Source organism: Salmonella sp. SAL04162 (genome assembly GCF_046551535.1).
GTDB classification, from domain to species: domain Bacteria; phylum Pseudomonadota; class Gammaproteobacteria; order Enterobacterales; family Enterobacteriaceae; genus Salmonella; species Salmonella enterica.
In genome coordinates this window covers 1-26,513 of record NZ_JBGDVX010000023.1, presented here as the reverse complement: position 1 = coordinate 26,513, position 26,513 = coordinate 1, and the positions used below count along the sequence as shown (strand labels likewise).

Genomic DNA, 26,513 nt, shown 5'->3' with positions numbered 1-26,513 from the left:
TGAATGGGTTCATGTGCAGCTCCATCAGCAAAAGGGGATGATAAGTTTATCACCACCGACTATTTGCAACAGTGCCCCCGAACGGACGTTAGATTTCGAGTTCTAGGCGTTCTGCGATGAAGGTTGGATCCCAGCCGGGATTGAAAGTGTCGACGTGGGTGAATCCGAGCCGCTCGTATAGGCCACGCAGGTTCGGGTGGCAGTCGAGCCGCAGCTTGGCGCACCCCTGCGTTCGCGCGGCATGGCGGCAAGCCTCGATCAGCGCGGAGCTGACACCCCGGCCCGCATGTGTCCGTCGCACCGCGAGCTTGTGCAGATATGCGGCCTCCCCCTTGAGGGCGTCGGGCCAGAACTCGGGATCCTCGGCCGACAAGGTGCAACAGCCGACGATGCCGTCGCTGCAACTCGCGACTAGGAGCTCGGATCTCAGGACGAAGGTCTCCGCGAATGTCCGGTCGATCCGCGCGACGTCCCAGGCGGGCGTTCCCTTGGCGGACATCCACGCCGCAGCGTCGTGCATCAGCCGCACAACCTCGTCGATATCACCCGAGCAGGCGACCCGAACGTTCGGAGGCTCCTCGCTGTCCATTCGCTCCCCTGGCGCGGTATGAACCGCCGCCTCATAGTGCAGTTTGATCCTGACGAGCCCAGCATGTCTGCGCCCACCTTCGCGGAACCTGACCAGGGTCCGCTAGCGGGCGGCCGGAAGGTGAATGCTAGGCATGATCTAACCCTCGGTCTCTGGCGTCGCGACTGCGAAATTTCGCGAGGGTTTCCGAGAAGGTGATTGCGCTTCGCAGATCTCCAGGCGCGTGGGTGCGGACGTAGTCAGCGCCATTGCCGATCGCGTGAAGTTCCGCCGCAAGGCTCGCTGGACCCAGATCCTTTACAGGAAGGCCAACGGTGGCGCCCAAGAAGGATTTCCGCGACACCGAGACCAATAGCGGAAGCCCCAACGCCGACTTCAGCTTTTGAAGGTTCGACAGCACGTGCAGCGATGTTTCCGGTGCGGGGCTCAAGAAAAATCCCATCCCCGGATCGAGGATGAGCCGGTCGGCAGCGACCCCGCTCCGTCGCAAGGCGGAAACCCGCGCCTCGAAGAACCGCACAATCTCGTCGAGCGCGTCTTCGGGTCGAAGGTGACCGGTGCGGGTGGCGATGCCATCCCGCTGCGCTGAGTGCATAACCACCAGCCTGCAGTCCGCCTCAGCAATATCGGGATAGAGCGCAGGGTCAGGAAATCCTTGGATATCGTTCAGGTAGCCCACGCCGCGCTTGAGCGCATAGCGCTGGGTTTCCGGTTGGAAGCTGTCGATTGAAACACGGTGCATCTGATCGGACAGGGCGTCTAAGAGCGGCGCAATACGTCTGATCTCATCGGCCGGCGATACAGGCCTCGCGTCCGGATGGCTGGCGGCCGGTCCGACATCCACGACGTCTGATCCGACTCGCAGCATTTCGATCGCCGCGGTGACAGCGCCGGCGGGGTCTAGCCGCCGGCTCTCATCGAAGAAGGAGTCCTCGGTGAGATTCAGAATGCCGAACACCGTCACCATGGCGTCGGCCTCCGCAGCGACTTCCACGATGGGGATCGGGCGAGCAAAAAGGCAGCAATTATGAGCCCCATACCTACAAAGCCCCACGCATCAAGCTTTTGCCCATGAAGCAACCAGGCAATGGCTGTAATTATGACGACGCCGAGTCCCGACCAGACTGCATAAGCAACACCGACAGGGATGGATTTCAGAACCAGAGAAAGAAAATAAAATGCGATGCCATAACCGATTATGACAACGGCGGAAGGGGCAAGCTTAGTAAAGCCCTCGGTGCGGCGGACATTATCCGCGAACAGGCTGAACAGCACGGCATTGCGCGGGTAACGGATGTCTGGCTGGAAGTCGGCGCACTGGCGGATGTTGAGGAGAGTGCACTGCATTTCTGTTTTGATATCGCCTGCCGTGATACCGTGGCGCAGGGCTGCACACTGCATATTGATGTTATCCCGGCACAGGCATGGTGCTGGGATTGCAGCCGTGAGGCCGAAATCATGCAGCACGCCGGATGCTGTCCGCACTGCGGCAGTGAACGGCTGCGCATCAGTGAAGGTGATGATTTGCGGGTAAAAAGCCTGGAAGGTGAGTGAGTTTTACGCCGCCGCCGTATTCAGCAGCCAGCGGGCGAATTGCTGCATGGCCGGGGTTTCCGTACGGGACTGTAACCGCGTCAGCCAGTAGCCGCCGAGGGTGATTTCTGCGGCAAACGGCTGTACCAGTGCGCCTGACTGTAACAGGCGGCTGAACATACATACCGGTGCGATCGCTACCCCGGCACCCAGTTGTGCCGCCTCGGCCATGGCCAGTGAGGTATCGAACACCATTACCGGCTGTGACGGGGAAGGCGGTGTGCCGCCCGCACAATCCAGCCAGCGGCTCCATTCATCCCGGCGGAATGAGCGCAGCAGGGTAAAGCGGTGAACATCATCCGGCTGCTGTAACTGTTCTGCAATGGCCGGTGAGCACAGCGGAGCGTGTGGTGCACTGAAAATCAGTTCCGCATCTGACTCATGCCACGCGCCGTTACCGAAACGGATCGTATAATCATGCCCTTCCGCCGCCGGGTCCACATGATTGTTATGGGTGGAGATATGCAGATCAATATGCGGATGGCTGTCATAGAATCCGGCCAGACGCGGCAGCAGCCAGCCTGCGGCAAATGTTCCCACCGCACCGACTTTCACCCGCTCACGGAACTGCCCGTGAGAAAAACACTCCAGAGTATCCGCAATCCGGTCAAACGCCTCATTGAGCACCGGCAGTAATCCCTCACCTTCATGGGTCAGCACCAGCCCGCGCGAGACGCGGGTAAACAGCACACAGCCGAGTTGTTCTTCCAGCGCCCTGACCTGCTGGCTGACGGCGGCATGGGTGACATTCAGCTCAATCGCCGCGCGGGTAAAACTGAGATGACGGGCGGCGGCCTCAAAGGCGCGCAGCGGGTTAAGGGGGAGATAACGTCTGACCATAATCCACCTGTAAGTTTTTCTTTAGGCTCTTGTTATAAATAACCGTTTGTTCTGTCCGGTGAATCTGACGATACTTGCCGCCGTTACTCACACACGGAAGGTTAATTCTGATGAAAAAATCGTTATCTGCAACACTGATTTCCGCTCTGCTGGCGTTTTCCGCCCCGGGGTTTTCTGCCGCTGATAATGTCGCGGCGGTGGTGGACAGCACCATTAAACCGCTGATGGCACAGCAGGATATTCCCGGGATGGCGGTTGCCGTCTCCGTAAAGGGTAAGCCCTATTATTTCAATTATGGTTTTGCCGATATTCAGGCAAAACAGCCGGTCACTGAAAATACACTATTTGAGCTCGGATCTGTAAGTAAAACTTTCACAGGTGTGCTGGGTGCGGTTTCTGTGGCGAAAAAAGAGATGGCGCTGAATGATCCGGCGGCAAAATACCAGCCGGAGCTGGCTCTGCCGCAGTGGAAGGGGATCACATTGCTGGATCTGGCTACCTATACCGCAGGCGGACTGCCGTTACAGGTGCCGGATGCGGTAAAAAGCCGTGCGGATCTGCTGAATTTCTATCAGCAGTGGCAGCCGTCCCGGAAACCGGGCGATATGCGTCTGTATGCAAACAGCAGTATCGGCCTGTTTGGTGCTCTGACCGCAAACGCGGCGGGGATGCCGTATGAGCAGTTGCTGACTGCACGGATCCTGGCACCGCTGGGGTTATCTCACACCTTTATTACTGTGCCGGAAAGTGCGCAAAGCCAGTATGCGTACGGTTATAAAAACAAAAAACCGGTCCGCGTGTCGCCGGGACAGCTTGATGCGGAATCTTACGGCGTGAAATCCGCCTCAAAAGATATGCTGCGCTGGGCGGAAATGAATATGGAGCCGTCACGGGCCGGTAATGCGGATCTGGAAATGGCAATGTATCTCGCCCAGACCCGCTACTATAAAACCGCCGCGATTAACCAGGGGCTGGGCTGGGAAATGTATGACTGGCCGCAGCAGAAAGATATGATCATTAACGGTGTGACCAACGAGGTCGCATTGCAGCCGCATCCGGTAACAGACAACCAGGTTCAGCCGTATAACCGTGCTTCCTGGGTGCATAAAACGGGCGCAACAACTGGTTTCGGCGCCTATGTCGCCTTTATTCCGGAAAAACAGGTGGCGATTGTGATTCTGGCGAATAAAAACTACCCGAATACCGAAAGAGTCAAAGCTGCACAGGCTATTTTGAGTGCACTGGAATAATTTTTTTCCTGAACAGGCCCCTGCGGATACGCCGGGGCCGTAATTTAAGATTATTCCTTATGCAATAATTTGCTTTATGGGCTGTTTTATGGAGGATGAGAGTATCGGGCACTGACAGCTTCCGGCTGAACCGGATTTCACTGTGTGCTGCGGCAAACTGATGTCAGTCTCAACACACAGAGGAAAATGTTGTCATGGACGTTCTGCGTTTTATCCTCCGCTTACCTTTTATTTTGCTGCGTCTGGCGGCTCGCAGTCTTGTTTATCTCTTTACTCTGCTGGGTTTTCTGCTGCGCCCGTTCACCGGACGGATCCGCTGGGCGGTGCCGGGCTGGGTGACCTTTGCCGGTAATCAGCTTGCCCGGCTGGAGCGGGGGGGCAACCGCTATCCGAAAACCATATCTGCCTTATTATTACTGACTGCTGCGGTGGCAGCGGGCAGTTATTACACCTGGCACTGGTATCAGAACAAACCGAAGCCGGTGGATGTTGCGCCGCTGGTGGTGCAGGATATTTCCGCGTCTGTGCAGCGCCCTTCGGCGGTTAATTATAACCGTGATGATAATTCAGCGCAGATTGTGGTGGTGACATTCTCCCGCTCTGCCGCACCGGTAACGCTGATCGGTAAACCGGTCACCGCCGGTATTACCCTGACCCCCGCAATGGAAGGTGAGTGGCAGTGGCGTAATGACCGTAAGCTGGTATTCACGGCGAAAAAAACCTTCCCGATGGGGAAAACCTACACCGTCGATATGGATGCCAAAACACTGCTGGCTCCGCAGGTGGCGTTAACAGAGAAACAAAAAACCTTTACCACCCCTGAGTTTTATTATCGCGGCGGCCGGGCGGAGTTCTATCAGGATCCGCAAGATCCGATGAAAAAACACGCCATTATCGGCCTGACCTTCAATGCCCCCGCTGATGTCAAAAATCTGGAATCGCGTCTGTCTATGACCCGTGACGGCAAGCCGGTGCCGTATACCGTCACTGTAATGAACTGTTGTCATTTATGCTGACGCCCGTGCCGGGAGGCATTGATGTCCCAACCCAGCAGCTCGGCGAACAAAGCTGTAATTTATTATTTAGCCTGATTGCCGGTGAGAAAGGTTTACAAAATATCACCGTGGGTACACAAATATCGTTAGCCGACTCACTGGTATAAAAACTGGGGCATAACAATGCCCCAGTGCATTTTAGAATGCGTAATTCACACCGATACCTGCATAATGGAGTCTGTCGCTTTCACCTTCATTTCTATTGGTAGCGATCCCATGACACAAGAGACTACTCTGCCGCAAATTAACTGGGGGAATGTTGACTAAATGTTGCTTGCTTTTGTTGTTTCGGATATCAGGGTTGATTACCTGAATAGCGTTTCGACAATTTTGTCGCTGCCCGGCTCAACAAAGGTTCCAATACTAACGCCAGCAACATTTTTAGCGGACGTCGGGCCACGGACTTCACCGCCCACCCTGCTACCCCAGCCGGGCCATAGCGCAGCGCAGTCAGTAGCACCAGCTTACCTGCTATTTTAATGCCCGGCTTAACCCTTTGCCCGGCACGTTGCCAGCGATTATTCATTTCTAACCTCACAATTGGCGGAAGCGGCTGCGTAATGTAAAAGTATCAGACGTTACATAACGCTCCATCTCACGCAAACGCTTTTCACTTGCAGCCAGTTCACGATCGACAGCATCCAATAGCTCACCGCTTGATGGCTGCTGTTCTCCGGAAACCACGTTGTCTGGCATCGGATCCAACACAAACGTCAGTACGATGTAGGCGACAAAGGTGAAAAAGGCCAGACCAAAAAAGATGGACAGCACCACCAGGATCCGCACCAGTTTCACAGGAACATCGAGATAATGCGCAATACCCGCGCAAACCCCTTTCACCATGCCCTGCTGCGGTATACGCCACAGTTTTTTATTCAGATTAACGCCCCCCATTAGCGGTCCCTCCAGTTTGGATGTTCAGCATCAAGGATGTCTTCCAGCGCTTGAATGCGCTCACGCATCCGCTGTGCGTCCTGGTTAAGTTCTACCAGACGCTGTTGTTCACTTTGCGCCAGCTCGCCGCGACTGGAACGATTGCTGTAATGCAGCCAGAGCCAAATCGGTAAGACGAACAGCACAAAGATGGTTAACGGGATGGCCAGAAATAGCGCGCTCATGAGTACTCCTTACAGGTGATGAGCGGCGGCGCGTTCGGGCACCGCCAGATATTATTATTGCTTGTCTTGCTGCATTTTGGCTTTCAATTGCGCCAACTGCTCGCTGATTTCATCATCTGCTTTCAGGTCAGCAAATTGCTGATCCAAAGACTTCTGCTTACCGAAGTTATGGCTTTCAGCTTCAGCTTCCATTTGATCGATACGACGCTCAAAAGATTCAAAGCGAGCCATCGCTTCATCCAGTTTGCCGCTGTCCAGTTGACGACGAACATCACGGGAAGAACTCGCCGCCTGATGGCGCAACATCAATGCCTGCTGACGAGCACGGGTTTCACTGAGTTTGTTTTCCAGTTCACCGATCTCTTTTTTCATACGCGCCAGCGTATCGTCAACCAGCGTCACCTCATGCTCCAGGGAGGCAATCAGGTCAGTCAGTTTCTGCTTTTCGATTAACGCAGAACGCGCCAAATCTTCTTTTTCTTTACGCAGCGCCAGCTCTGCTTTTTCCTGCCACTCTGCCTGTTGGGCGCTGGCCTGTTCAATACGACGCGATAACTGTTTCTTTTCTGCCAGCGCGCGTGCGGAGTTGGAGCGCACCTCAACCAGCGTGTCTTCCATTTCCTGGATCATCAACCGCACCAGCTTCTGCGGATCTTCAGCCTTTTCCAGCAACGCATTAATGTTGGCGTTCACGATGTCGGCAAAACGAGAAAAAATACCCATAATGTAATCCTCACTTACTGTTCTGATATCGGGCAATGCCCTGCTGCTGTTCTAATGCACTTCGCATGCCAACTTTTTAATTCATTGAAATATTTGAAAATAACTAATTTTACCTGTCGGGATAAATAGGGTAAATTGGTGAATAACACTAACAAATGGTGAATTTCATCATGGCAGGATACAAAGATAATCTGCTGGGCGAAGCGAACAGCTTTATTGAAGTGCTGGAGCAGGTTTCTCGTCTCGCGCCGCTGGATAAACCTGTGCTGGTCATTGGGGAACGAGGAACAGGGAAAGAGCTTATCGCCAACCGCCTGCACTACCTCTCAACCCGTTGGCAAGGCCCGTTTATTTCACTTAACTGCGCCGCGCTCAACGAAAATTTACTTGATTCCGAACTCTTTGGGCACGAAGCGGGCGCCTTTACCGGCGCGCAGAAACGTCACCCAGGTCGGTTCGAGCGCGCCGATGGCGGCACACTGTTTCTTGATGAACTGGCAACCGCCCCGATGCTGGTACAGGAAAAACTGCTGCGCGTTATTGAGTACGGAGAGCTGGAACGCGTAGGCGGTAGCCAACCTCTGCAGGTCAATGTAAGACTGGTTTGCGCAACCAACGCCGACCTGCCACGCATGGTGAGTGAAGGCACGTTCCGCGCCGACCTGCTGGATCGTCTGGCCTTTGACGTGGTGCAACTTCCCCCGTTACGCGAACGTCAAAGCGATATCATGTTAATGGCTGAACATTTTGCCATTCAGATGTGCCGTGAGATCGGGTTACCGTTGTTTCCTGGGTTCACCGATGAGGCCAAAGAAACGCTCCTCCACTACCGTTGGCCGGGCAATATTCGTGAACTGAAAAACGTCGTGGAGCGTTCGGTATACCGACACGGGACCAGCGATTACCCACTGAATGAGATTGTGATTGACCCGTTCAGGCGTCACGCCGCACCGCCGCTGGCGCAAGAAACCAGACATACATCAGTAACCCTACCGCTGGATCTGCGTGAATTCCAACAGCAGCAGGAGAAGGAATTTTTGCAAACCAGCTTACAGCAGGCGAAATTTAATCAGAAAAAAGCCGCTGAATTATTAGGTCTGACCTACCATCAACTCCGCGCATTACTGAAGAAACACCAAATTTAGCGTGCAGGGGCAGACGTTGGACGCGAGAGTTAAAACAGTTTACCATGTTGCAATCACTGTATAAAAAAACAGGTTAATCATGATGACTCTGGCGTTAGTTGGCGAAAAAATTGACAGAAACAGGTTCACCGGTGAAAAAGTTGAAAATAGCACATTTTTCAACTGTGATTTTTCGGGTGCCGACCTTAGCGGCACTGAATTTATTGGCTGCCAGTTTTATGATCGAGAAAGTCAGAAAGGATGTAATTTTAGTCGCGCTAACCTGAAAGATGCCATTTTCAAAAGTTGTGATCTCTCCATGGCTGATTTCAGGAATATCAATGCGCTGGGAATCGAAATTCGCCACTGCCGGGCACAAGGGTCAGATTTTCGCGGCGCAAGTTTTATGAATATGATCACCACCCGCACCTGGTTTTGTAGCGCCTATATCACCAATACCAACTTAAGCTACGCCAACTTTTCAAAAGTCGTACTGGAAAAGTGCGAGCTGTGGGAAAACCGCTGGATGGGTACTCAGGTGCTGGGCGCAACGTTCAGTGGATCAGACCTCTCTGGCGGCGAGTTTTCATCCTTCGACTGGCGAGCAGCAAACGTTACGCACTGTGATTTGACCAATTCGGAACTGGGCGATTTAGATATCCGCGGGGTTGATTTGCAAGGCGTCAAACTGGACAGCTACCAGGCATCGTTGCTCCTGGAACGTCTTGGTATCGCTGTCATGGGTTAATGTTCAGGGAGCGGTATATGCCGCCCCCTGCCCTTATACAATATTGTCCGGGCTGGCTTTCCCCCTCAGACGTTTCGACTTCGGGGGCATAAACGTCAGAGGGTTCCGGTCCCCCCGTCAGAACACCATACCTGACCGGATGTATAGCTGTTCTCTTCAGCCGCTAAAGTGACATACAGCGGAGCAATTTCTACCGGTTGGCCAGGGCGACCAAGCGGCGCATTTGCACCAAATTTCTCAATTTTTTCCTGTGGTTGGCCGCCGCAGCACTGCAATACCGTCCAGTACGGCCCAGGCGCGACAGCATTTACACGGATCCCTTTAGGGGCCAGTTGCTTCGCCAGCGATTTAGTAAATGCCACTATCGCCGCCTTGGTCTGAGCATAATCAAGCAGGATCTCACTCGGCTCATAAGCCTGTACCGATGAGGTGTTAATAATCACGCTGTCTCGGGAGAAATGGGGAATAGCCGCCTTGGTGATCCAAAACATGGCGTAGACATTGGTCTTGAATGTCGCATCAAATTCTTCTGTGGTGAGGTCTTCGATCGATTCACAAAATTGCTGACGGCCTGCGTTATTCACCAGGATATCCAACCCTCCCAGCGCGTCTACCGCCTGTTTTACCAGATGGTTACAAAAAGTTTCGTCACGAATATCGCCGGGAATCGCCGCAACTTTTCTCCCAGCTTTTTTTATCAACTCAACAACCTCACGAGCATCGTCCTCTTCTTCAGGTAAATAATTAATCGCGACATCGGCGCCTTCGCGGGCATAGGCAATGGCAACAGCACGCCCAATACCTGAATCACCACCGGTAATTAATACCTTGCGACCATTTAACCTGCCGCTTCCCTGATAGCTTTGTTCGCCATGATCGGGGCGCGGTTGCATTTTTCCGGCGAGCCCCGGAAAAGGTTGTTTTTGATGTGGAAAAGGCGGCTGCGGAAAACGCTCTGAATTAGTTTTATTGGTGGTCTGTTTTCCTTTATTTAGGTCAGTCATTCAATCACCTCTCGTGAGTCATCATTCATCGCAAAGACTAATAAGCGTAGAACAAAATGAATGACATGGTCTTTATAATTTACCTACCACTTAATTTTCTCCTAATATTAACCTGGCTCTCACGACGATAACTTCACATAGCATTGAAATATTTCCTAGGATAAGTCCTGGTTTATTTATTTGTTCTTCCAGGCTGACACTTCTTCAATCAATACCGCCAGGCTAAAACGTACCGCCTTTTCAATGACGTCCTGGCAATCCCCGGAAAAACACTCACGTTTTGTTATTATCTGTCCGCGGAAATTCCACGCAAACCACACGGTTCCTGCGGGAGTACCATCCTCCCCACCCTCCGGCCCTGCATATCCGCTGATGGCTATACTGATATCGGTTTCGGCTTGCTGACGTATTCCTACAGACATCTCACTGACCGTTTGCTCACTAACGGCGCTATATTTCTTCAGCGTACTGGCCCGCACGTCGAGCATTTTCTGCTTGGCGCGATCGCTAAAGGTTATAACGCCGATATCATAAAATTCTGCGGTATCCGCCTGTGCGCAAAGCGCCGCGGCCAGCTTTCCTCCTGTACAGGATTCTGCGGTGGTCAACGTTAAATCGCTATCAATGAGCGTGTTTGCAAGCCGTTTTGTCAGTTCATTGACTGTTTTTGCGTCATTGTACTCCGTATTCATTACCGCCTCGCTAATTCTCTTCAGGAATGACAGAAATATGTCCGTTGCGTTCCAGAATGGCATACTTGATTTTACTTGATTCGGTAATCCCCTGATTTTGTCGCGCAGCGACTAATATATCTTCAAGAGAGACATCCACTTTCTTCATTTTATCTAATAAAGGGATCCCGTGATCAAGCAGGATAACCGGGGAACCATCCAGCACGGATTCGGCCCCACCCACCTTTTTTTTAATGAAACCGAACAGAATATCAATAGTAACCAGAGTGACAATCGTGATCATGGCGCCGGTTATCGAAAAATCATTACCCAACAAGGCTTGTTGAGTTGCTTCACTGATAATCAGTAATAAAATCAGATCGAAGCTGGTCATTTGTAATAATGCCCGGCGACCTGCTATTTTGAAAACCACCAGCAAAATAAGGTAAATGGCGGATGCCCGGAAGACCATCTCCATACTCACCTCCTAGGGATAAATAAATTGTCTGAAGCGGATTTCAGGTTCGCCATTTAGCTGGAGAAAACTCTTTACGCTTCCTGGCTTCACGGGCGTAACCCGCAGCCAGATAGTAAAGTTCTGCATTGCTTCAGAATCATTGTAGACGAGGTAAAGATCGTTCCCCTTGCTGTACATGCTGTCTGGCTGCGGCCAAATATTTTCCATTTCATAAAATTTGTTGAAATCGCCGCCAATGCGCAACGTCTTGTTCACAGAATCATACTTTTGTGCAGAGATTTTAAATTTAAATTCCGTTTGCAAGCGCCCAAACCTTTCGTACTGTAACCCTGTTGTCTTTAAGGTGTTTTTTCTCGTCACCTCACTTAAATATCCGCCGGAAAACGCTCCCACCGAAGCAAGAAAAACAATGCAGAGCAAACAGATAAAACCAATCTTGTGAAAGCCAGATTCAAAATTCAGAAAACGCAGGCTCTCTTTTACTCCTTGAAAATGGGTTTTCTCTCTGTTCATCTCCCCGCCTCGCTTATATAACACCAAGCCGTTGTTTTATTGAAAAATTACAATTTGAGACTTATCCCACTCGCCAGATTAATAAATAGCTACCAAACTTAATAAGTCAAATCAATTTCAATGGAGGCTCTATGAAAATATCGTTCGCCCCCTTACTGTTCTGTTTTTTATTGCCATCAGCGTTTGCCGATGATAATGGCGGATTGAAAAAAGATACCGCCCCGCCACCTGCCCATGCACTGGATGAAGGCTATCGCGGCACTGAAAATGCAAGAATCATGACCGTCGAACAAGCTAAAACCATGCATGACGGTGCGACCATCTCTTTACGAGGTAATCTCATTGAGGATCAGGGAGGAGATAAGTTTATCTTCCGTGACAAAACCGGCAGTATCAATACGCTAATCCCGCTTGCGGTCTTTGATGGCCGAACGATAAAACCCGATCAAATGATCAGCATTAACGGTAGCCTTGACGCTAAAATGCAACCGCCGGTGGTGCGCGTTAATAAAATCCAGAAGTAATACCTCAGCCGGGAAGAAATTCACTCTTCCCGCCTCCCACACAACAGATTCATTTTCCCCGTCAGACACCTCACATAATCTCTCTGGCAGCAAATCCAGCGTTTAAGCGAGTCAGAGGGGCCATGAAAATGCTAAGATAGCTACAAGAGTATATGCAAAGTGGATAGCGGGTATGAATTTTGACCAGTACGCGATGTCGAATTCGCGGTTATCAACCCCACTGCCCCAAAAACAAACGGTAATGGCAAATGTCATTAAGTATTAGTAAGATAGCTTCTTTATATATAACCCTTTAAAATTATGCGCCTGGTTTTATCATCTCTGATCGTGATGGCTGGATTTCTGAGTGGTCAGGCTGCAGCTGCGCCTGAGCAGGCCTCGTACGCTGATATTCGTGACAGTGGCTTTGTCTATTGCGTTAGCGGGCAGGTCAATACGTTCAATCCACAAAAAGCAAGCAGCGGTCTCATCGTAGACACATTAGCGGCCCAATTGTATGACCGACTGCTTGATGTCGATCCCTACACCTATCGCCTGGTGCCAGAACTGGCTGAAAGCTGGGAAGTATTAGATAACGGCGCAACCTACCGCTTCCATTTACGACGCGATGTTCCGTTTCAAAAGACTGCCTGGTTCACGCCCACCCGCAAACTAAATGCGGACGATGTGGTATTTACCTTCGAGCGCATCTTTGATCGCCAGCATCCGTGGCATAATGTCAATGGTAGCAGTTTTCCTTATTTTGATAGCCTGCAGTTCGCCGATAACGTCCAAAGCGTGCGTAAACTGGACAACAACACCGTTGAATTTCGCTTAAATCAACCCGACGCCTCCTTCTTGTGGCACCTTGCCACACATTATGCCTCTGTGATGTCGGCCGAATATGCCGCCAAATTAGCAAAACAGGATCGCCAGGAATTACTCGACAGACAACCCGTCGGCACAGGCCCGTACCAACTTTCAGAAAATCGTGCAGGCCAATATATTCGCCTACAACGGCATGAAAAATTCTGGCGTGGTACCCCCTTGATGCCGCAGGTCGTGGTGGATCTCGGCTCTGGCGGGACCGGACGCTTATCGAAATTACTGACCGGCGAGTGCGACGTCCTGGCATGGCCTGCCGCCAGCCAGCTCAGCATACTGCGTGATGACCCGCGGCTGCGCCTGACGCTGCGTCCGGGGATGAATATCGCCTATCTGGCGTTCAACACGGATAAACCGCCGTTGAACAACCCTGCCGTACGACATGCGCTAGCGCTGGCCATTAACAACCAACGGTTAATGCAATCTATTTACTACGGTACGGCGGAAACCGCGGCATCTATTTTGCCTCGCGCCTCGTGGGCTTATGACAACGAAGCTAAAATTACCGAGTACAACCCGGCAAAATCGCGCGAGCAGTTAAAAGCGCTGGGGCTGGAAAACCTGACGTTACAACTCTGGGTACCTACCAGCTCTCAGGCCTGGAACCCCAGTCCGCTGAAAACCGCAGAGCTGATTCAGGCTGATATGGCTCAGGTGGGTGTGAAAGTGAAGATCATCCCGGTAGAGGGCCGTTTTCAGGAGGCGCGATTAATGGATATGAACCATGATCTGACGTTGTCCGGTTGGGCAACTGACAGTAACGATCCTGACAGCTTTTTCCGACCGATGCTTAGCTGTGCCGCCATTAACTCGCAGACCAATTTTGCCCACTGGTGCAATCCCGAGTTTGACAGCATTTTGCGCAAAGCCCTCTCTTCGCAACAACTCTCCTCGCGAATTGATGCCTACGACGAAGCGCAAAATATTCTTGCGCGCGAGTTGCCGATCCTGCCTCTGGCCTCTTCGCTCCGTTTGCAGGCTTACCGCTATGACATCAAAGGGCTGGTGCTCAGTCCGTTCGGCAACGCTTCTTTTGCCGGGGTTTCCAGGGAAAAGGCTGACGAGGTGAAAAAACCATGATTATCTTCACCCTACGCCGATTTTTATTATTGCTGGTCACTTTGTTCTTCCTGACCTTTATTGGCTTCAGTCTGAGTTATTTCACCCCCCATGCGCCGTTACAGGGCGCATCGCTGTGGAACGCTTGGGTATTCTGGTTCAATGGCCTGATTCACTGGGATTTTGGTGTGTCCAGTATTAACGGCCAGTTGATCTCAGAACAACTGAAAGAGGTGTTCCCGGCAACAATGGAACTGTGCATTCTGGCATTTGGTTTTGCACTAATGGTCGGGATCCCCATCGGCATGTTGGCGGGCATAACGCGTAATAAATGGCAGGATCGTTGCATCAGCGCATTGGCTCTGATGGGCTTCTCTATTCCGGTTTTTTGGCTGGCGCTGCTGCTGACGTTGCTATTCTCACTAACCCTCGGCTGGTTACCCGTATCAGGGCGTTTTGATCTGCTTTATGAAGTAAAACCCGTAACCGGGTTTGCCATTATTGACGCCTGGATCTCCGACTCGCCCTGGCGCGATGAAATGCTGGTCAGTGCCATCCGCCATATGGTGCTTCCGGTGTTAACGCTCTCCGTGGCACCGACGACGGAAGTTATTCGTCTGATGCGTATCAGCACTATTGAGGTCTTTGATCAAAACTATGTCAAAGCGGCGGCGACTCGTGGTCTGTCACGGTTAACGATTTTACGCCGTCACGTACTGCACAACGCTCTCCCACCGGTTATCCCGCGCCTGGGGTTACAGTTTTCCACCATGCTGACGCTGGCGATGATCACCGAGATGGTCTTTAGCTGGCCAGGTCTTGGCCGTTGGCTGATTAACGCGATTCGCCAGCAGGATTACGCGGCGATTTCGGCGGGTGTGATGGTGATTGGCTCACTGGTTATCATTGTTAACGTGATCTCTGATATTTTGGGTGCTATGGCTAACCCTCTGAAACATAAGGAATGGTATGCCTTACGATAGCGTCTACAGCGAAAAGCGCCCGCCTGGTACGCTGCGCACCGCATGGCGCAATTTTTACGGCGATGCAACCGCAATGATCGGCCTGTATGGCTGTGCTGGACTGGCAATTCTGTGTATTTTTGGTGGTTGGTTCGCGCCTTATGGCATCGACCAGCAGTTTCTTGGCTACCAGCTTTTGCCGCCGTCATGGTCACGCTATGGCGAAGTCTCTTTCTTCCTCGGGACTGATGACCTGGGGCGTGATGTTTTAAGCCGCCTGCTTAGCGGTGCGGCCCCGACCGTGGGCGGTGCGTTTGTCGTCACCCTTGCCGCCACGTTGTGTGGCTTATTGCTTGGCGTGGTTGCCGGGGCAACACACGGTTTGCGCTCCGCGGTGCTGAATCACATTCTGGACACCCTGCTGTCGATCCCTTCACTGTTGCTGGCGATTATTGTGGTGGCTTGGGTATAGGAAGTATAAACCACCTTTTTGCTCCTCATCCGAAGTATCTTACCTGAAATTCCCTCACTCGTTTACCGCTCAAGCCCCAATTTTAACTGCCGGTCCAGCCTAAACCGCTCTAATAAGGTTCGATTTGGCGGTAAAATCTCTAGCCTGATAGCTCGAGAGATACAAACTGCCCCACCGCCCCGTTTAAAAGTTGGCAGTGTTGAGCAGTGTTGGATTTGGGGTCGTCAGTCAAAGAGACGACTCTGTGATGGATCGAACAGGCTGGGAGTCAGTGGCGGCGCTCGTTCTGGTGGCAGCTCACGCTGCTTGGCGGCATTCGCCTTGGCTGTTTTCTGTTTCAGATGCTTGAGAATCTGCTCAATGACCTTCGGATCTTCGATGCTGGCAATCACTTTGACGTGACCGCCGCAGTGTTCGCAGACTTCAATATCAATATTGAAGACTCGCTTGAGGCGTTGCATCCAGGTCATGGCGCGGTGGCGCTCTGCAGGACTCTTGTCACGCCAGTTAGTATCGAGACCTTCCGATTTGTCGGGCTTCTTGCCCCGCTTGGCGGGTGTTACTTGAACTCGGTGTTTGCTGTTCGGTGCAAAGACGCCGTGGAAGCGTGTGAGGTTGACTCGCGGCTTAGGTACCAACGCAGCGAGTTTGGCGATGAAGTCCAGCGGCTCGAAGATCACATGGGTGGTGCCATTGCGGTACGGAGTTTTGAGCTCGTAACGCACCTGCCCATTGGCGGTTAATGCCAGACGTTTTTCTGAAACCGCTGGCCGACTAATGTAGCGACACAAGCGCTCAAGCTTATCCCGCTGATGCGCTTCGGCCATCACACCGGCGTGTAGCGAGAAACCAGCATGGTTGGCTACTCGACTGCTTGAGTCGGCTTTATCCTCACGCCCTGGCAAGGTTTGCAGGGTGAAGACTTTGCGCCCTTGCTGGGGGCCGACGGCAATGCGATACGTAACCGAAGCACCATGTAATTGAGTCAGCGTATCGTCTTCGCCCTCTTCCAGTGTCAACCACGTATTCTCGGCATCACGCTCCAAAATCCCACGCTTTTCCATGCAGCGAGCGATGCGATGGCTGAGGGTGTGAGCGAGCGTATTCAGCTCATCGTAAGTGGGTGCCTTGACACGATGGAAGCGTTGCTTGCCATAGTCATCTTCGGCATAGACACCATCGAGAAACAGCATGTGGTAGTGGACATTGAGATTTAGCGCGGAGCCAAAGCGTTGGATAAGAGTCACTGAGCCAGTTTGTGCAGAGGCTTTGGTGTAACCGGCTTTTTTGATCAGATGAGTTGAGAGTGTACGATAGACGATACTCAAGACCTGGCCCATCAGCTGGGGATGGCGAGCCAGCAAAAAGCGTAGCTGGAAAGGAAAGCTGAGCACCCACTGGCGAATGGGCTCCTTGGGGAAGACTTCGTCTATCAGCAGCGCCGCACTCTCGGCCATCCGGCGGGCACCGCAGCTAGGGCAAAAGCCGCGTCGTTTACAGCTGAAGGCGACCAGACGCTCGTGATGACAATCCTCGCAGCGAACCCGCATGAAACCATACTCCAGACGGCCACATTGGAGGAGGTCGTTGAATTCTTGTTGGATGTAGCGAGGCAGGTGTTGACCTTGGGCTTCGAGTGAGGCTTTGAAGGCTGGGTAGTGCTGCTCAACCAGCTGGTAGAGCAGCGTCTGGTCGGGTTGGTGGCGTTCGTAACCGTTTGTTTGAGTGGGCGATTGACTCGCCGTGGCGTTCCTTGCCAGCGACATGGGTATCCTCCGCTGATACTGTGGTTATGTACAGTATCAGCGGCTTGCGTTCAGACGTCCAGTCTGGCCCTAGACATCGCTAAATGCTTAACCCGCAATAGCCCTCACGAGTTGTTATCAGCCACTACCGGTTGAGCGAGAAGGTTTTGGGTTCAGGGTGCTATTGCTCCACCAATCACAATACTGAAGCCCCAACTGTTATCAGTTGGGGCTTTTTCTTGTCTGTTTGCGGCGGTTGCGTTTTATCGGTAGTCGTCGAGCTCTGCACCATCCCACATAAGAGCTTAACGGTGCGATCTTCAACGCCATCACACAAAACTTTCTTTTTCACGCACAGTCAACTTATTGGATGTTTTATTAACAACCCAAAAGGAGATATTTAGCGGGCGGCCGGAAGGTGAATGCTAGGCATGATCTAACCCTCGGTCTCTGGCGTCGCGACTGCGAAATTTCGCGAGGGTTTCCGAGAAGGTGATTGCGCTTCGCAGATCTCCAGGCGCGTGGGTGCGGACGTAGTCAGCGCCATTGCCGATCGCGTGAAGTTCCGCCGCAAGGCTCGCTGGACCCAGATCCTTTACAGGAAGGCCAACGGTGGCGCCCAAGAAGGATTTCCGCGACACCGAGACCAATAGCGGAAGCCCCAACGCCGACTTCAGCTTTTGAAGGTTCGACAGCACGTGCAGCGATGTTTCCGGTGCGGGGCTCAAGAAAAATCCCATCCCCGGATCGAGGATGAGCCGGTCGGCAGCGACCCCGCTCCGTCGCAAGGCGGAAACCCGCGCCTCGAAGAACCGCACAATCTCGTCGAGCGCGTCTTCGGGTCGAAGGTGACCGGTGCGGGTGGCGATGCCATCCCGCTGCGCTGAGTGCATAACCACCAGCCTGCAGTCCGCCTCAGCAATATCGGGATAGAGCGCAGGGTCAGGAAATCCTTGGATATCGTTCAGGTAGCCCACGCCGCGCTTGAGCGCATAGCGCTGGGTTTCCGGTTGGAAGCTGTCGATTGAAACACGGTGCATCTGATCGGACAGGGCGTCTAAGAGCGGCGCAATACGTCTGATCTCATCGGCCGGCGATACAGCCCTCGCGTCCGGATGGCTGGCGGCCGGTCCGACATCCACGACGTCTGATCCGACTCGCAGCATTTCGATCGCCGCGGTGACAGCGCCGGCGGGGTCTAGCCGCCGGCTCTCATCGAAGAAGGAGTCCTCGGTGAGATTCAGAATGCCGAACACCGTCACCATGGCGTCGGCCTCCGCAGCGACTTCCACGATGGGGATCGGGCGAGCAAAAAGGCAGCAATTATGAGCCCCATACCTACAAAGCCCCACGCATCAAGCTTTTGCCCATGAAGCAACCAGGCAATGGCTGTAATTATGACGACGCCGAGTCCCGACCAGACTGCATAAGCAACACCGACAGGGATGGATTTCAGAACCAGAGAAAGAAAATAAAATGCGATGCCATAACCGATTATGACAACGGCGGAAGGGGCAAGCTTAGTAAAGCCCTCGCTAGATTTTAATGCGGATGTTGCGATTACTTCGCCAACTATTGCGATAACAAGAAAAAGCCAGCCTTTCATGATATATCTCCCAATTTGTGTAGGGCTTATTATGCACGCTTAAAAATAATAAAAGCAGACTTGACCTGATAGTTTGGCTGTGAGCAATTATGTGCTTAGTGCATCTAACGCGCTGATCACCGGCGGTTGAAAACCGTCCGGTGGATTGGCAGGTTATGCTCCTTCATTTCATTTCTGGTTTCCTATAGGGCAACCAGGCTGTCCTTGCCGGCGCTGGGAACGCAGACGATGGCATCAAATGCCTCGCTCAAATTCGTTTCTACAGAGGCGCTTTGGGACCGCATTCGCTTTGCTTCCATGGGGTCATCTGTCAATGTCAGGCATGAATCCTCCTTACCACAGGCATCGATGACATACTGTTCCACACTATCCTCACGGATTGCATCGGCAGGCGTGGTCACAACAGAGAATCCAAGAGGACTGTCGGGCGATGGGAAATGCATTTCCGGCACGGTGAGTCCAAGATGGGTGAATGCAATCGCACGGTAATCCCCCTCCTCCCTCTCTGCGAGATGCTGTCCCATGGGAACAGCCGTAAGCTCGCCTGAAAAGGAAACTGGAGTTTTTTGTAAATGATTGTTGTGCGCCAGCAGAATTATCCTTACATCCGGATTCGCTCGAACCATTCCATCCACCACGCCCGCCATATACGAGTCACGTACGGAAGTATCTCCCTCAAGAGAGGTACCATCGAAGAAAGCTTTCATTACACGCAAGGTTTCCAACGTATACTCTATCGACTCTATTCGATCAGAGGCTTTTCGGAAAAAATCGCTGTTGACGTGATTTTTCAGGACAGGGGCAAGCGACGCCAAACGGAGCTTCAATCTGGTTACCCCTGAGATAGCTTTCTCCTGCTGAGCCGTTTCCAACTCCCCCCATTTTGCCGATGAAATAACCGCCGACTGGCCATCAATGGACGTCAACAACTGAGTCAGCGCATCAACGTGGGGTTTCATGAGGTGGTCGATGACCTGGATAATTTCGGCCAATTGCGCTAGGTCGTCCCTTGGATTCAAGGTGTTGGGTAAATCGATTCCGACTAACTGCAGTTTTCTTCCTGATTCGCGTAGATATGATTTAACCCAAATCAGCACTGAGCCATACAAAGAAAAGGTCAGGGTATCCGAAAATCGCTCAAGTTCATGAGCACCGGCTGTTGAGTTGAGCCATTCAGATAGCCGGGATGCCTGAATCGCCCCACATTCCAAACCAATCGCATTAAGCATGCTTCCTCCACAATGGAGAGGCCCAGTTACAGGACGTTGCATAACTGCCAGCCGCGACCATTGAGGTCGCGGCATTTCTCTCATGACCGCTTTTGGCGCAATCCGAGCGATCTACTCGGCAGCTGTCGGCCCTTGGGGTCTTGTTTAGGGAACTGGCTCAGATGTTCGTGAGTGATCTTCCAGACATTCGCTTCTCTACGAAGGATAGTTGTTCCTCGCCCACCGCCTTCCAGAGCGCTACCATTTAAAATTGCCCTCCACCGGAAGTGATAGGTGCATCCGGCACAATCTTTCGACTGGGCAACCCACTCCAGGTTTTCTAACCAATAATTTTCAAGAGGAAATTTTTTCCAGGTTTCCTCAAAGGCTTGCCGTATCTGCTTCAGTCCACAAAATGATCCGTCATTGAACCAGAATATCGCATTTGGTGAAATTAACGGCACCAACTGATCGAAGTCGTGCATATTAATCAGTTTGCTCGACTTCACGCGGGATCCAGAACCAGGCGACATAGAGGGCCCGTAGGAAGAGAATCGTCAGCGCCGTTCCCACGACGATGCCGCCCATCATTGCGTAGGCACGATTGCCAGCATGAACTGGCAAAGCGCCGAAGTGCTTGCCAGCCTGGACACGTTTAACCTGACCGAGAGGTACGGTTGCGATGCGGAGATCATATTTGTTAATTAACGCGCTTGCTTAATTAACAATGGCCACGGGATTCTACTCGGAATCCCTTCAAGGCGAGGGGCGAAAATCGGCCCCAGGCGGCGAGTGGGCTAAGCAATTTGTGGCATCCGCGACGCGAATAAAGACCAGTGCGGTCATCGGCTACAGTCGGTTCCATGCGCCATGATGGCACTGCCGGCAGGCGACGTTAATCGATGATCTCGGCACCTTCTGCGTTCAGACGCGCCAGGCCCTCCTTCATTTCCCGCAGCCGCTGGGCCGTGTGTGCTTGCCACTTCGTCACTTCAGCAATTACGCGCAATGGATCGCGGGAGCGATAAGACAGGGTCGGGTTACCCGGGAACTTCTTATCCGTCAGGTTCGGATCCTCCTCGATGGCGCCGGTCGGTTCGACGACATAAATTCGTTCCGTTCCGCTGCCACCCGCCAATTCGGCGCCCCAGATCGCCGCATCGAGCGTGCCTGTAAAATACACCCACGACAGGGATTTCGCGTCTGTGAAATTCGATCGATAACCGACGGCGATCAGATCACCGGGTGCAAGAGCGGCTTTGGTTCCATGGAAGAACGACTGGGCAAACATGGTTGCGGTAGCAGACATAGAGTCCCCCTTGATGTTAAGCGCTTCTGTTCACAGTGTCGCGGGGCCCGTATTTTCGGCGGGGCGCACCCTGGATACATAGTCGTTGATAGGGTGCGGGCGAGCATCCCGCATGCCATGCGTCGGATCAGGGCGAGCCAAAGTGCCGTTGAAGATAGTCGACACCGAACGAAACGATATCCCGCGCTTCGAACAAGTAGCAGTGCGCCTGACCGACCAAGCCCTCCCGATGGCGTCGCAGCTCCACATAGGCATTGGTAATTGTCTCGACGGCGTCCGGCTCTCCTTCGATAGCGAAACAATCGAGAATGCCGTTGGAGTCGAAATCCTCGGCGCGTTTCCATCTCACTCCGCCGTCCTCGCTGCGGATCGGCATTTCGTAGCTCACGCGTCGCTTGTTCGGGATGCGGGCAATGGCCTCGGCGTAGTGCAGGACGGTAACGGAATCGAGCGGGGCTCCGAGCAACAGAACCTTTCCGGCACGCTCGACGAAACGCTCCAGCGGCGATCCAGGTCCGAAAGCCTGCCCAAGTTCGTGAGGCCGCGTCAGAGTGCCGGCCAGAGGCCCTACCGCGACCATCGAGGCATCCGGGTGCGCGCTGCGCCGGGCGCCGGGTGTCTGGAGGAGGAACCGGTTGAGCAGGCCGAAGCCGCGATACGTGCCTGATATGGCTGGATCGAACGGCGGCCATCGGTGGCGCAGTTCCGCATCCATCCGTGCGCCATTGAGCGTTTCTTCGTAAGGCGACCGGTCCCACGAGGCGTATCCCATCAAGCTTCCAGTGGGGCCGACGGCATCGAGCAGGGCAGACACTATCGATGCTGCGCCTCCATCGACGGGGCCGATCGCCTTCAGCGATGCGTGAACCATGACGAGAGCGCCGGATTGGACACCCAGCCGTGAAAGGTCCGCCGCAATTGTTTCCCTTGTGTTCATTCCGCTGCCATCCTCTATATCCTGCATTCCCCAAGTGGCGTGTCGTTTGAGGTGAAGATAGCCTGTATCCGAGCGCTAGACAAGGATTTTCTGCCGCAAGCGGCACCTGCGGTCGCGCAGACTGCTGGATCTGGACGGATCAGACCGCGAAGCCGCTGTTTCCTTGCCCAGGGGCGGCGTTTTTCAGCGCAGCGGACAGATCTGTCCAGCCGCTTTCGTTCAGTTTGAGCGTGGATCGCGATCATGCGCATAGCGGTGGCGCTCGCAATCGGCGGATAGCGGCGAGGATGGCGCGTACCATCGTGCCGGTGACAGCGACCTCGGCCAGCTGGAAGGTGATGGTGCGGGCGTGACGGACCACACGTGCCCCGATCTTGATCAGCTTCAGTTGCAGGCTGGTCAACGACCAGTCGGCCATGGCCTCGGGCAGCTCGATGCAGCGCAAGAAGGTGGCCAGGTTGTACGCCAGGGCGTGCAGTTGCAGCCGCACCTCATTGTCGCGGAACTTCCGGCACGACAGCCGCGTCCAGCGAAAGGCGTATTTGCCCTCTTTGATGTGCTGCTCGGCGGTGCCGCGCTGGTTGTAGAACCGCACCACCCAGTCCGGCTCCATCGGCAGGTTGGTGACGATGAAGCCGACACGCGGGAACAGTTCGCCCGGATGCCATTCGATCTTGGCGATCACCCGGCGTTCCTTGTCCCAGGACGCCGCCTGATACTCGAATTCCTCGAAGAACCGCTTGACCTTGGTCAGTGACGGCCGCCCGACAGGGCGCGTTAGCCGATGCGCGATCTTGTCCTTGAGGACCGCGTTTGCGGGCAGCCGGATGGCGTAGAAGAACCGCGCTTCTTCCAATCGCTCATAGATCGCCGGGATCGCGTAGGCAGCATCGGCCCGGAAGAACCTGCCACCAAGGTCGCGCTCCGCGTAGCGCGCAATTACGGGGTCGAGAACATCACGCCAGCCATCGGCGCTGTGGACGTTGCCATGGCGCAGGGCGCAGCGTTCCAGCATCCCGAACTGGTTGAACAGAAAGTTGGGGTGATAGCAGCTACAGTCGAAATGGCCATTCCAGGCGGACCCTTCCTGGTCGCCATGGGTCGGGCTGACCGAGCTGTCCATGTCCAGAACGATGTACTTCAGCCCGTTACGGTCATGGAACCGGTCGATCCATTGCCCGTTCAGGTCGGCCAGCGCGGCACGGTTCCCGGCCAGAGCCAGCGTCTCGGTCTCGAACCGTCCCATCTGCGATGCCGAGGCCGCTTGTGCATCGACCGCTCTGCCGCCGACAACTTGGCGCATGACCGGATCGCAGGCGAGACGGTTGGCGTCGTTGACATCCTCGTATCCGGCCAGCCGCCCAAAGACTGATTGCCGGAACAGGCCGTCGAGCCGATGGACCGTGTTCTTGCCAGAGCGAGTATCGCGCAGCGCCGCTGACGCCAAATCGGACAACCCGAGCGCGTCATCAAGCTCGCGCATCACCAGAAGGCCGCCGTCGGAACTGAGCTGCGTGCCGCGAAATTCCAGCCGCACGCGAGGGTCGAAATCCACCCGATCTGCCCGTTGCAAGCCCGCACCCTCTGGGTGATCCATGAAACGCGCCCCTCGCAGCCTTCAACACCATGTTTTATATAGGAAATATAATGGTCAGGACAGCGAAATCAGCGCCTTACTTGGGAAATGTGGGTTAAAATCATGCCTCTCGACAAAATAGCGAATAAGACTAGCTCTAGCCAGTGAGAACTCCGCGACAAAGTGAGCACCCTCGCCAATGCCGACAATTCGGGCGCCCTCAACTACGGGATTAAGAATCTCAAACTCATTGAACTCCAGCTTTTGAGGCTGTAAAAGTGTTCTGGTCGTTCTCCATGTCATTTTTTTATCCTTTTGCGTTTATTGCTGAAATCGTCATACTTTCGCTTCGCCAATAACCAGGCTCACAGAGCATAACGCCCCAGTTAACCGACATCAACGTGCGCAGCACGTTGATGTCCGGTTGAACGCCCGGTTAGGCTGACGACAGATGCGAAGGCAGATGAGAACACGCCGAGATACCAGTTGGTAGAGATGGTGCAGCCATTCATGACCACTTCCCCTTGATTTTGAAGCTTTGAACAGTGCGCAGGCTTTCGAACGCCTGGCGTGTTTGGACCATGTACACCGCAGGGCCGTCAGGTGTGAGGATGTTTTTTTCTTGAACGAACCCGGCCTTCTCGTAGCAGCGAATGGCGCGATGGTTGCTAGGAGATGGATCGGTTTGGATTTTCGTTACGGCCGGGTCGCTAAACAGGAGTTCAACGAGCGAGCGTACGAGCTTTGTACCCAACCCCTTGTTTAACTGTGATGGATTAGCCAAAGACTGGTCAATCCCGCGGACCCCTGGATCAGTTTCGTCTTCCCACCATCCATCGCCACTTCCAAGTGCGATGTAGGATTGGGCGTAGCCGATGGGTTCGTCATCTAGCATTGCGATGTAAGGCACTACAGCTTGCTTTGCCAGAACTTCGGGCGAATAGTGTTCTAAGACTTCGTCAAGAGTTGGGCGTTCATCCTCGCCGCCCCACCACTCGACTATGTGGGGGCGGTTCAGCCAAGCATGGAGCATTGGCAGATCGTTCTCGGCCATGACTCGTAGAACTATTGCGGCATTGTTGGCGGACATGAGATGTTGATTCCGTGCGGGCCTAACTTTGTTTTAGGGCGACTGCCCTGCTGCGTAACATCGTTGCTGCTCCATAACATCAAACATCGACCCACGGCGTAACGCGCTTGCTGCTTGGATGCCCGAGGCATAGACTGTACAAAAAAACAGTCATAACAAGCCATGAAAACCGCCACTGCGCCGTTACCACCGCTGCGTTCGGTCAAGGTTCTGGACCAGTTGCGTGAGCGCATACGCTACTTGCATTACAGCTTACGAACCGAACAGGCTTATGTCCACTGGGTTCGTGCCTTCATCCGTTTCCACGGTGTGCGTCACCCGGCAACCTTGGGCAGCAGCGAAGTCGAGGCATTTCTGTCCTGGCTGGCGAACGAGCGCAAGGTTTCGGTCTCCACGCATCGTCAGGCATTGGCGGCCTTGCTGTTCTTCTACGGCAAGGTGCTGTGCACGGATCTGCCCTGGCTTCAGGAGATCGGAAGACCTCGGCCGTCGCGGCGCTTGCCGGTGGTGCTGACCCCGGATGAAGTGGTTCGCATCCTCGGTTTTCTGGAAGGCGAGCATCGTTTGTTCGCCCAGCTTCTGTATGGAACGGGCATGCGGATCAGTGAGGGTTTGCAACTGCGGGTCAAGGATCTGGATTTCGATCACGGCACGATCATCGTGCGGGAGGGCAAGGGCTCCAAGGATCGGGCCTTGATGTTACCCGAGAGCTTGGCACCCAGCCTGCGCGAGCAGCTGTCGCGTGCACGGGCATGGTGGCTGAAGGACCAGGCCGAGGGCCGCAGCGGCGTTGCGCTTCCCGACGCCCTTGAGCGGAAGTATCCGCGCGCCGGGCATTCCTGGCCGTGGTTCTGGGTTTTTGCGCAGCACACGCATTCGACCGATCCACGGAGCGGTGTCGTGCGTCGCCATCACATGTATGACCAGACCTTTCAGCGCGCCTTCAAACGTGCCGTAGAACAAGCAGGCATCACGAAGCCCGCCACACCGCACACCCTCCGCCACTCGTTCGCGACGGCCTTGCTCCGCAGCGGTTACGACATTCGAACCGTGCAGGATCTGCTCGGCCATTCCGACGTCTCTACGACGATGATTTACACGCATGTGCTGAAAGTTGGCGGTGCCGGAGTGCGCTCACCGCTTGATGCGCTGCCGCCCCTCACTAGTGAGAGGTAGGGCAGCGCAAGTCAATCCTGGCGGATTCACTACCCCTGCGCGAAGGCCATCGGTGCCGCATCGAACGGCCGGTTGCGGAAAGTCCTCCCTGCGTCCGCTGATGGCCGGCAGCAGCCCGTCGTTGCCTGATGGATCCAACCCCTCCGCTGCTATAGTGCAGTCGGCTTCTGACGTTCAGTGCAGCCGTCTTCTGAAAACGACAGCTACCCCCGGCCAAAAAGGCCGTCATGCGATTTATCTTGGCCGGGTCGTTATTGGCGGGTCTAAATGGCCGCTCCG

At 53.9% G+C, this 26,513-nt stretch carries 31 protein-coding genes and 4 pseudogenes; 12 read left to right on the top strand and 23 right to left on the bottom strand.

All coding sequences use genetic code 11. The features are described from left to right. Positions 1 to 88 precede the first annotated feature (88 nt). The 3 genes from ACLJRH_RS25610 to ACLJRH_RS25600 all read right to left on the bottom strand — a co-directional run bounded on the left by ACLJRH_RS25610 (position 89) and on the right by ACLJRH_RS25600 (position 1,885). Entirely contained in the window at positions 89 to 589 is a 501-nt protein-coding gene (locus ACLJRH_RS25610; RefSeq protein WP_000376623.1) for a GNAT family N-acetyltransferase, read from the bottom strand. Between the two features lie 127 nt (positions 590 to 716). Beyond that, complete coding sequence (gene sul1 / locus ACLJRH_RS25605) at positions 717 to 1,556, bottom strand: sulfonamide-resistant dihydropteroate synthase Sul1 (RefSeq protein ID WP_000259031.1); 840 nt, start codon at positions 1,554 to 1,556, stop codon at positions 717 to 719. Continuing rightward, positions 1,550 to 1,885, bottom strand: coding sequence for a DMT family transporter (locus tag ACLJRH_RS25600; protein WP_052238321.1), 336 nt, complete (start codon positions 1,883 to 1,885; stop codon positions 1,550 to 1,552). The genes sul1 (ACLJRH_RS25605) and ACLJRH_RS25600 overlap by 7 nt, the downstream gene beginning before the upstream one ends. Here ACLJRH_RS25600 and hypA point away from each other — a divergent pair. Then, a complete protein-coding gene (gene hypA, locus ACLJRH_RS25595) occupies positions 1,778 to 2,143 on the top strand; it encodes a hydrogenase maturation nickel metallochaperone HypA (RefSeq protein ID WP_025999322.1) in 366 nt (121 codons plus the stop codon). The genes ACLJRH_RS25600 and hypA overlap by 108 nt on opposite strands. Positions 2,144 to 2,146: 3 nt before the next feature. On the opposite strand, the gene ampR is transcribed toward hypA, so the two are convergent. Beyond that, a complete protein-coding gene (ampR, locus tag ACLJRH_RS25590) occupies positions 2,147 to 3,022 on the bottom strand; it encodes a LysR family transcriptional regulator AmpR (protein WP_004193231.1) in 876 nt (291 codons plus the stop codon). Positions 3,023 to 3,132: 110 nt separating this feature from the next. Here ampR and ACLJRH_RS25585 point away from each other — a divergent pair, with 110 nt between their 5' ends. From ACLJRH_RS25585 to ACLJRH_RS25575, 3 genes and pseudogenes are all read left to right on the top strand, one after another. After that, positions 3,133 to 4,272, top strand: a complete 1,140-nt coding sequence (locus ACLJRH_RS25585) for an extended-spectrum class C beta-lactamase DHA-1 (protein WP_004236386.1) — start codon at positions 3,133 to 3,135, stop codon at positions 4,270 to 4,272. 194 nt (positions 4,273 to 4,466) lie between these two features. Further along, a complete protein-coding gene (locus ACLJRH_RS25580) occupies positions 4,467 to 5,288 on the top strand; it encodes a hypothetical protein (RefSeq protein WP_013214003.1) in 822 nt (273 codons plus the stop codon). Continuing rightward, a pseudogene (locus ACLJRH_RS25575) lies at positions 5,246 to 5,434 on the top strand (LacI family transcriptional regulator); the annotation flags it as partial. The gene ACLJRH_RS25580 and the pseudogene ACLJRH_RS25575, both read left to right, overlap by 43 nt. Positions 5,435 to 5,622: 188 nt before the next feature. Here the strand turns inward: ACLJRH_RS25575 and pspD are convergent. Genes pspD through pspA form a run of 4 tightly spaced genes read right to left on the bottom strand, consistent with a single transcriptional unit; the run spans position 5,623 to position 7,168 of the window. After that, positions 5,623 to 5,853, bottom strand: a complete 231-nt coding sequence (gene pspD, locus ACLJRH_RS25570; RefSeq protein WP_004193241.1) for a phage shock protein PspD — start codon at positions 5,851 to 5,853, stop codon at positions 5,623 to 5,625. A gap of 8 nt (positions 5,854 to 5,861) precedes the next feature. Further along, a complete protein-coding gene (pspC, locus tag ACLJRH_RS25565; protein WP_004193243.1) occupies positions 5,862 to 6,221 on the bottom strand; it encodes an envelope stress response membrane protein PspC in 360 nt (119 codons plus the stop codon). Continuing rightward, a complete protein-coding gene (gene pspB, locus ACLJRH_RS25560; RefSeq protein WP_004193245.1) occupies positions 6,221 to 6,445 on the bottom strand; it encodes an envelope stress response membrane protein PspB in 225 nt (74 codons plus the stop codon). The genes pspC and pspB overlap by 1 nt, the downstream gene beginning before the upstream one ends. Before the next feature lie 54 nt (positions 6,446 to 6,499). Then, entirely contained in the window at positions 6,500 to 7,168 is a 669-nt protein-coding gene (pspA, locus tag ACLJRH_RS25555; protein WP_003020532.1) for a phage shock protein PspA, read from the bottom strand. Between the two features lie 155 nt (positions 7,169 to 7,323). On the opposite strand from pspA, the gene pspF reads away from it, so the two are divergent. Next, positions 7,324 to 8,313 carry a phage shock protein operon transcriptional activator gene (pspF, locus tag ACLJRH_RS25550; RefSeq protein WP_017900991.1) on the top strand — a complete coding sequence of 330 codons (990 nt, stop codon included), beginning with the start codon at positions 7,324 to 7,326 and terminating at the stop codon, positions 8,311 to 8,313. Between the two features lie 82 nt (positions 8,314 to 8,395). After that, positions 8,396 to 9,040, top strand: a complete 645-nt coding sequence (locus tag ACLJRH_RS25545) for a quinolone resistance pentapeptide repeat protein QnrB4 (RefSeq protein ID WP_017900990.1) — start codon at positions 8,396 to 8,398, stop codon at positions 9,038 to 9,040. A gap of 95 nt (positions 9,041 to 9,135) precedes the next feature. On the opposite strand, the gene ACLJRH_RS25540 is transcribed toward ACLJRH_RS25545, so the two are convergent. From ACLJRH_RS25540 to ACLJRH_RS25525, 4 genes are all read right to left on the bottom strand, one after another. Then, complete coding sequence (locus tag ACLJRH_RS25540) at positions 9,136 to 10,044, bottom strand: SDR family oxidoreductase (RefSeq protein WP_004193260.1); 909 nt, start codon at positions 10,042 to 10,044, stop codon at positions 9,136 to 9,138. A 176-nt stretch (positions 10,045 to 10,220) separates the two neighbouring features. Then, positions 10,221 to 10,736 carry a 2-oxo-tetronate isomerase gene (locus ACLJRH_RS25535; RefSeq protein WP_017900989.1) on the bottom strand — a complete coding sequence of 172 codons (516 nt, stop codon included), beginning with the start codon at positions 10,734 to 10,736 and terminating at the stop codon, positions 10,221 to 10,223. Between the two features lie 10 nt (positions 10,737 to 10,746). After that, on the bottom strand, positions 10,747 to 11,193 hold the full coding sequence (locus ACLJRH_RS25530) for a DUF421 domain-containing protein (RefSeq protein ID WP_004193264.1): 447 nt from the start codon (positions 11,191 to 11,193) through the stop codon (positions 10,747 to 10,749). A gap of 9 nt (positions 11,194 to 11,202) precedes the next feature. Then, the gene (locus tag ACLJRH_RS25525) at positions 11,203 to 11,706 is read right to left on the bottom strand and encodes a hypothetical protein (RefSeq protein WP_004193267.1); all 504 of its coding nucleotides are present in this window, start codon (positions 11,704 to 11,706) and stop codon (positions 11,203 to 11,205) included. A gap of 131 nt (positions 11,707 to 11,837) precedes the next feature. Here ACLJRH_RS25525 and ACLJRH_RS25520 point away from each other — a divergent pair, with 131 nt between their 5' ends. From ACLJRH_RS25520 to ACLJRH_RS25505, 4 genes and pseudogenes are all read left to right on the top strand, one after another. After that, positions 11,838 to 12,230: a YdeI family stress tolerance OB fold protein gene (locus ACLJRH_RS25520; RefSeq protein ID WP_004193269.1), complete on the top strand. Its 393-nt coding sequence runs from the start codon at positions 11,838 to 11,840 to the stop codon at positions 12,228 to 12,230. A 300-nt stretch (positions 12,231 to 12,530) separates the two neighbouring features. Continuing rightward, positions 12,531 to 14,174 carry an ABC transporter substrate-binding protein SapA gene (sapA, locus tag ACLJRH_RS25515; RefSeq protein ID WP_004193272.1) on the top strand — a complete coding sequence of 548 codons (1,644 nt, stop codon included), beginning with the start codon at positions 12,531 to 12,533 and terminating at the stop codon, positions 14,172 to 14,174. Continuing rightward, entirely contained in the window at positions 14,171 to 15,136 is a 966-nt protein-coding gene (sapB, locus tag ACLJRH_RS25510) for a peptide ABC transporter permease SapB (protein ID WP_004193276.1), read from the top strand. Before sapA ends, sapB begins: the two co-directional genes overlap by 4 nt. Then, positions 15,123 to 15,581: pseudogene (locus tag ACLJRH_RS25505) on the top strand (peptide ABC transporter permease); the annotation flags it as partial. The gene sapB and the pseudogene ACLJRH_RS25505, both read left to right, overlap by 14 nt. Positions 15,582 to 15,811: 230 nt before the next feature. Here ACLJRH_RS25505 and ACLJRH_RS25500 read toward each other — a convergent pair. The 11 genes and pseudogenes from ACLJRH_RS25500 to aac(6')-IIc all read right to left on the bottom strand — a co-directional run bounded on the left by ACLJRH_RS25500 (position 15,812) and on the right by aac(6')-IIc (position 25,058). Then, positions 15,812 to 17,353, bottom strand: coding sequence for an IS91-like element ISCR1 family transposase (locus ACLJRH_RS25500; RefSeq protein WP_000050481.1), 1,542 nt, complete (start codon positions 17,351 to 17,353; stop codon positions 15,812 to 15,814). A 404-nt stretch (positions 17,354 to 17,757) separates the two neighbouring features. After that, complete coding sequence (sul1, locus tag ACLJRH_RS25495; RefSeq protein ID WP_410958233.1) at positions 17,758 to 18,597, bottom strand: sulfonamide-resistant dihydropteroate synthase Sul1; 840 nt, start codon at positions 18,595 to 18,597, stop codon at positions 17,758 to 17,760. After that, complete coding sequence (locus ACLJRH_RS25490; protein WP_000679427.1) at positions 18,591 to 18,938, bottom strand: quaternary ammonium compound efflux SMR transporter QacE delta 1; 348 nt, start codon at positions 18,936 to 18,938, stop codon at positions 18,591 to 18,593. Before ACLJRH_RS25490 ends, sul1 (ACLJRH_RS25495) begins: the two co-directional genes overlap by 7 nt. Positions 18,939 to 19,120: 182 nt before the next feature. Continuing rightward, positions 19,121 to 20,161: pseudogene (gene ere(A), locus ACLJRH_RS25485) on the bottom strand (EreA family erythromycin esterase); the annotation flags it as partial. 86 nt (positions 20,162 to 20,247) lie between these two features. Beyond that, positions 20,248 to 20,655 (bottom strand): YybH family protein, encoded by a 408-nt coding sequence (locus ACLJRH_RS25480; RefSeq protein WP_063613390.1) that lies wholly within the window; start codon positions 20,653 to 20,655, stop codon positions 20,248 to 20,250. A gap of 386 nt (positions 20,656 to 21,041) precedes the next feature. After that, a complete protein-coding gene (arr, locus tag ACLJRH_RS25475) occupies positions 21,042 to 21,455 on the bottom strand; it encodes an NAD(+)--rifampin ADP-ribosyltransferase (protein WP_012695486.1) in 414 nt (137 codons plus the stop codon). Positions 21,456 to 21,582: 127 nt separating this feature from the next. After that, entirely contained in the window at positions 21,583 to 22,392 is an 810-nt protein-coding gene (gene aac(3)-IIg / locus ACLJRH_RS25470; protein ID WP_012695485.1) for an aminoglycoside N-acetyltransferase AAC(3)-IIg, read from the bottom strand. Positions 22,393 to 22,633: 241 nt separating this feature from the next. After that, positions 22,634 to 23,989 carry an IS1380-like element IS1247 family transposase gene (locus ACLJRH_RS25465; RefSeq protein ID WP_006473457.1) on the bottom strand — a complete coding sequence of 452 codons (1,356 nt, stop codon included), beginning with the start codon at positions 23,987 to 23,989 and terminating at the stop codon, positions 22,634 to 22,636. Between the two features lie 93 nt (positions 23,990 to 24,082). After that, positions 24,083 to 24,271 (bottom strand): annotated as a pseudogene (locus ACLJRH_RS25460) (erythromycin esterase family protein); the annotation flags it as partial. Between the two features lie 83 nt (positions 24,272 to 24,354). Next, on the bottom strand, positions 24,355 to 24,480 hold the full coding sequence (locus ACLJRH_RS25455) for a hypothetical protein (RefSeq protein ID WP_022646489.1): 126 nt from the start codon (positions 24,478 to 24,480) through the stop codon (positions 24,355 to 24,357). Further along, entirely contained in the window at positions 24,477 to 25,058 is a 582-nt protein-coding gene (gene aac(6')-IIc / locus ACLJRH_RS25450) for an aminoglycoside N-acetyltransferase AAC(6')-IIc (RefSeq protein WP_012695484.1), read from the bottom strand. Before aac(6')-IIc ends, ACLJRH_RS25455 begins: the two co-directional genes overlap by 4 nt. Before the next feature lie 162 nt (positions 25,059 to 25,220). Here aac(6')-IIc and intI1 point away from each other — a divergent pair, with 162 nt between their 5' ends. After that, positions 25,221 to 26,234: a class 1 integron integrase IntI1 gene (gene intI1 / locus ACLJRH_RS25445; protein ID WP_000845048.1), complete on the top strand. Its 1,014-nt coding sequence runs from the start codon at positions 25,221 to 25,223 to the stop codon at positions 26,232 to 26,234. A gap of 52 nt (positions 26,235 to 26,286) precedes the next feature. Next, a partial coding sequence (locus tag ACLJRH_RS25440) for a hypothetical protein (protein WP_211989867.1) occupies positions 26,287 to 26,513 on the top strand: 227 nt, incomplete at its 3' end.

What these genes read in the sequence shown, in the direction of transcription:
- ACLJRH_RS25610 (WP_000376623.1), bottom strand. Translation starts at nt 589, where the DNA reads ATGGACAGCGAGGAGCCTCCGAACGTTCGGGTCGCCTGCTCGGGTGAT.
- sul1 (WP_000259031.1), bottom strand. Translation starts at nt 1,556, where the DNA reads ATGGTGACGGTGTTCGGCATTCTGAATCTCACCGAGGACTCCTTCTTC.
- ampR (WP_004193231.1), bottom strand. Translation starts at nt 3,022, where the DNA reads ATGGTCAGACGTTATCTCCCCCTTAACCCGCTGCGCGCCTTTGAGGCC.
- ACLJRH_RS25585 (WP_004236386.1), top strand. Translation starts at nt 3,133, where the DNA reads ATGAAAAAATCGTTATCTGCAACACTGATTTCCGCTCTGCTGGCGTTT.
- ACLJRH_RS25580 (WP_013214003.1), top strand. Translation starts at nt 4,467, where the DNA reads ATGGACGTTCTGCGTTTTATCCTCCGCTTACCTTTTATTTTGCTGCGT.
- pspD (WP_004193241.1), bottom strand. Translation starts at nt 5,853, where the DNA reads ATGAATAATCGCTGGCAACGTGCCGGGCAAAGGGTTAAGCCGGGCATT.
- pspC (WP_004193243.1), bottom strand. Translation starts at nt 6,221, where the DNA reads ATGGGGGGCGTTAATCTGAATAAAAAACTGTGGCGTATACCGCAGCAG.
- pspB (WP_004193245.1), bottom strand. Translation starts at nt 6,445, where the DNA reads ATGAGCGCGCTATTTCTGGCCATCCCGTTAACCATCTTTGTGCTGTTC.
- pspA (WP_003020532.1), bottom strand. Translation starts at nt 7,168, where the DNA reads ATGGGTATTTTTTCTCGTTTTGCCGACATCGTGAACGCCAACATTAAT.
- pspF (WP_017900991.1), top strand. Translation starts at nt 7,324, where the DNA reads ATGGTGAATTTCATCATGGCAGGATACAAAGATAATCTGCTGGGCGAA.
- ACLJRH_RS25545 (WP_017900990.1), top strand. Translation starts at nt 8,396, where the DNA reads ATGACTCTGGCGTTAGTTGGCGAAAAAATTGACAGAAACAGGTTCACC.
- ACLJRH_RS25540 (WP_004193260.1), bottom strand. Translation starts at nt 10,044, where the DNA reads ATGACTGACCTAAATAAAGGAAAACAGACCACCAATAAAACTAATTCA.
- ACLJRH_RS25535 (WP_017900989.1), bottom strand. Translation starts at nt 10,736, where the DNA reads ATGAATACGGAGTACAATGACGCAAAAACAGTCAATGAACTGACAAAA.
- ACLJRH_RS25530 (WP_004193264.1), bottom strand. Translation starts at nt 11,193, where the DNA reads ATGGAGATGGTCTTCCGGGCATCCGCCATTTACCTTATTTTGCTGGTG.
- ACLJRH_RS25525 (WP_004193267.1), bottom strand. Translation starts at nt 11,706, where the DNA reads ATGAACAGAGAGAAAACCCATTTTCAAGGAGTAAAAGAGAGCCTGCGT.
- ACLJRH_RS25520 (WP_004193269.1), top strand. Translation starts at nt 11,838, where the DNA reads ATGAAAATATCGTTCGCCCCCTTACTGTTCTGTTTTTTATTGCCATCA.
- sapA (WP_004193272.1), top strand. Translation starts at nt 12,531, where the DNA reads ATGCGCCTGGTTTTATCATCTCTGATCGTGATGGCTGGATTTCTGAGT.
- sapB (WP_004193276.1), top strand. Translation starts at nt 14,171, where the DNA reads ATGATTATCTTCACCCTACGCCGATTTTTATTATTGCTGGTCACTTTG.
- ACLJRH_RS25500 (WP_000050481.1), bottom strand. Translation starts at nt 17,353, where the DNA reads ATGTCGCTGGCAAGGAACGCCACGGCGAGTCAATCGCCCACTCAAACA.
- sul1 (WP_410958233.1), bottom strand. Translation starts at nt 18,597, where the DNA reads ATGGTGACGGTGTTCGGCATTCTGAATCTCACCGAGGACTCCTTCTTC.
- ACLJRH_RS25490 (WP_000679427.1), bottom strand. Translation starts at nt 18,938, where the DNA reads ATGAAAGGCTGGCTTTTTCTTGTTATCGCAATAGTTGGCGAAGTAATC.
- arr (WP_012695486.1), bottom strand. Translation starts at nt 21,455, where the DNA reads ATGTCTGCTACCGCAACCATGTTTGCCCAGTCGTTCTTCCATGGAACC.
- ACLJRH_RS25465 (WP_006473457.1), bottom strand. Translation starts at nt 23,989, where the DNA reads ATGGATCACCCAGAGGGTGCGGGCTTGCAACGGGCAGATCGGGTGGAT.
- ACLJRH_RS25455 (WP_022646489.1), bottom strand. Translation starts at nt 24,480, where the DNA reads ATGAATGGCTGCACCATCTCTACCAACTGGTATCTCGGCGTGTTCTCA.
- intI1 (WP_000845048.1), top strand. Translation starts at nt 25,221, where the DNA reads ATGAAAACCGCCACTGCGCCGTTACCACCGCTGCGTTCGGTCAAGGTT.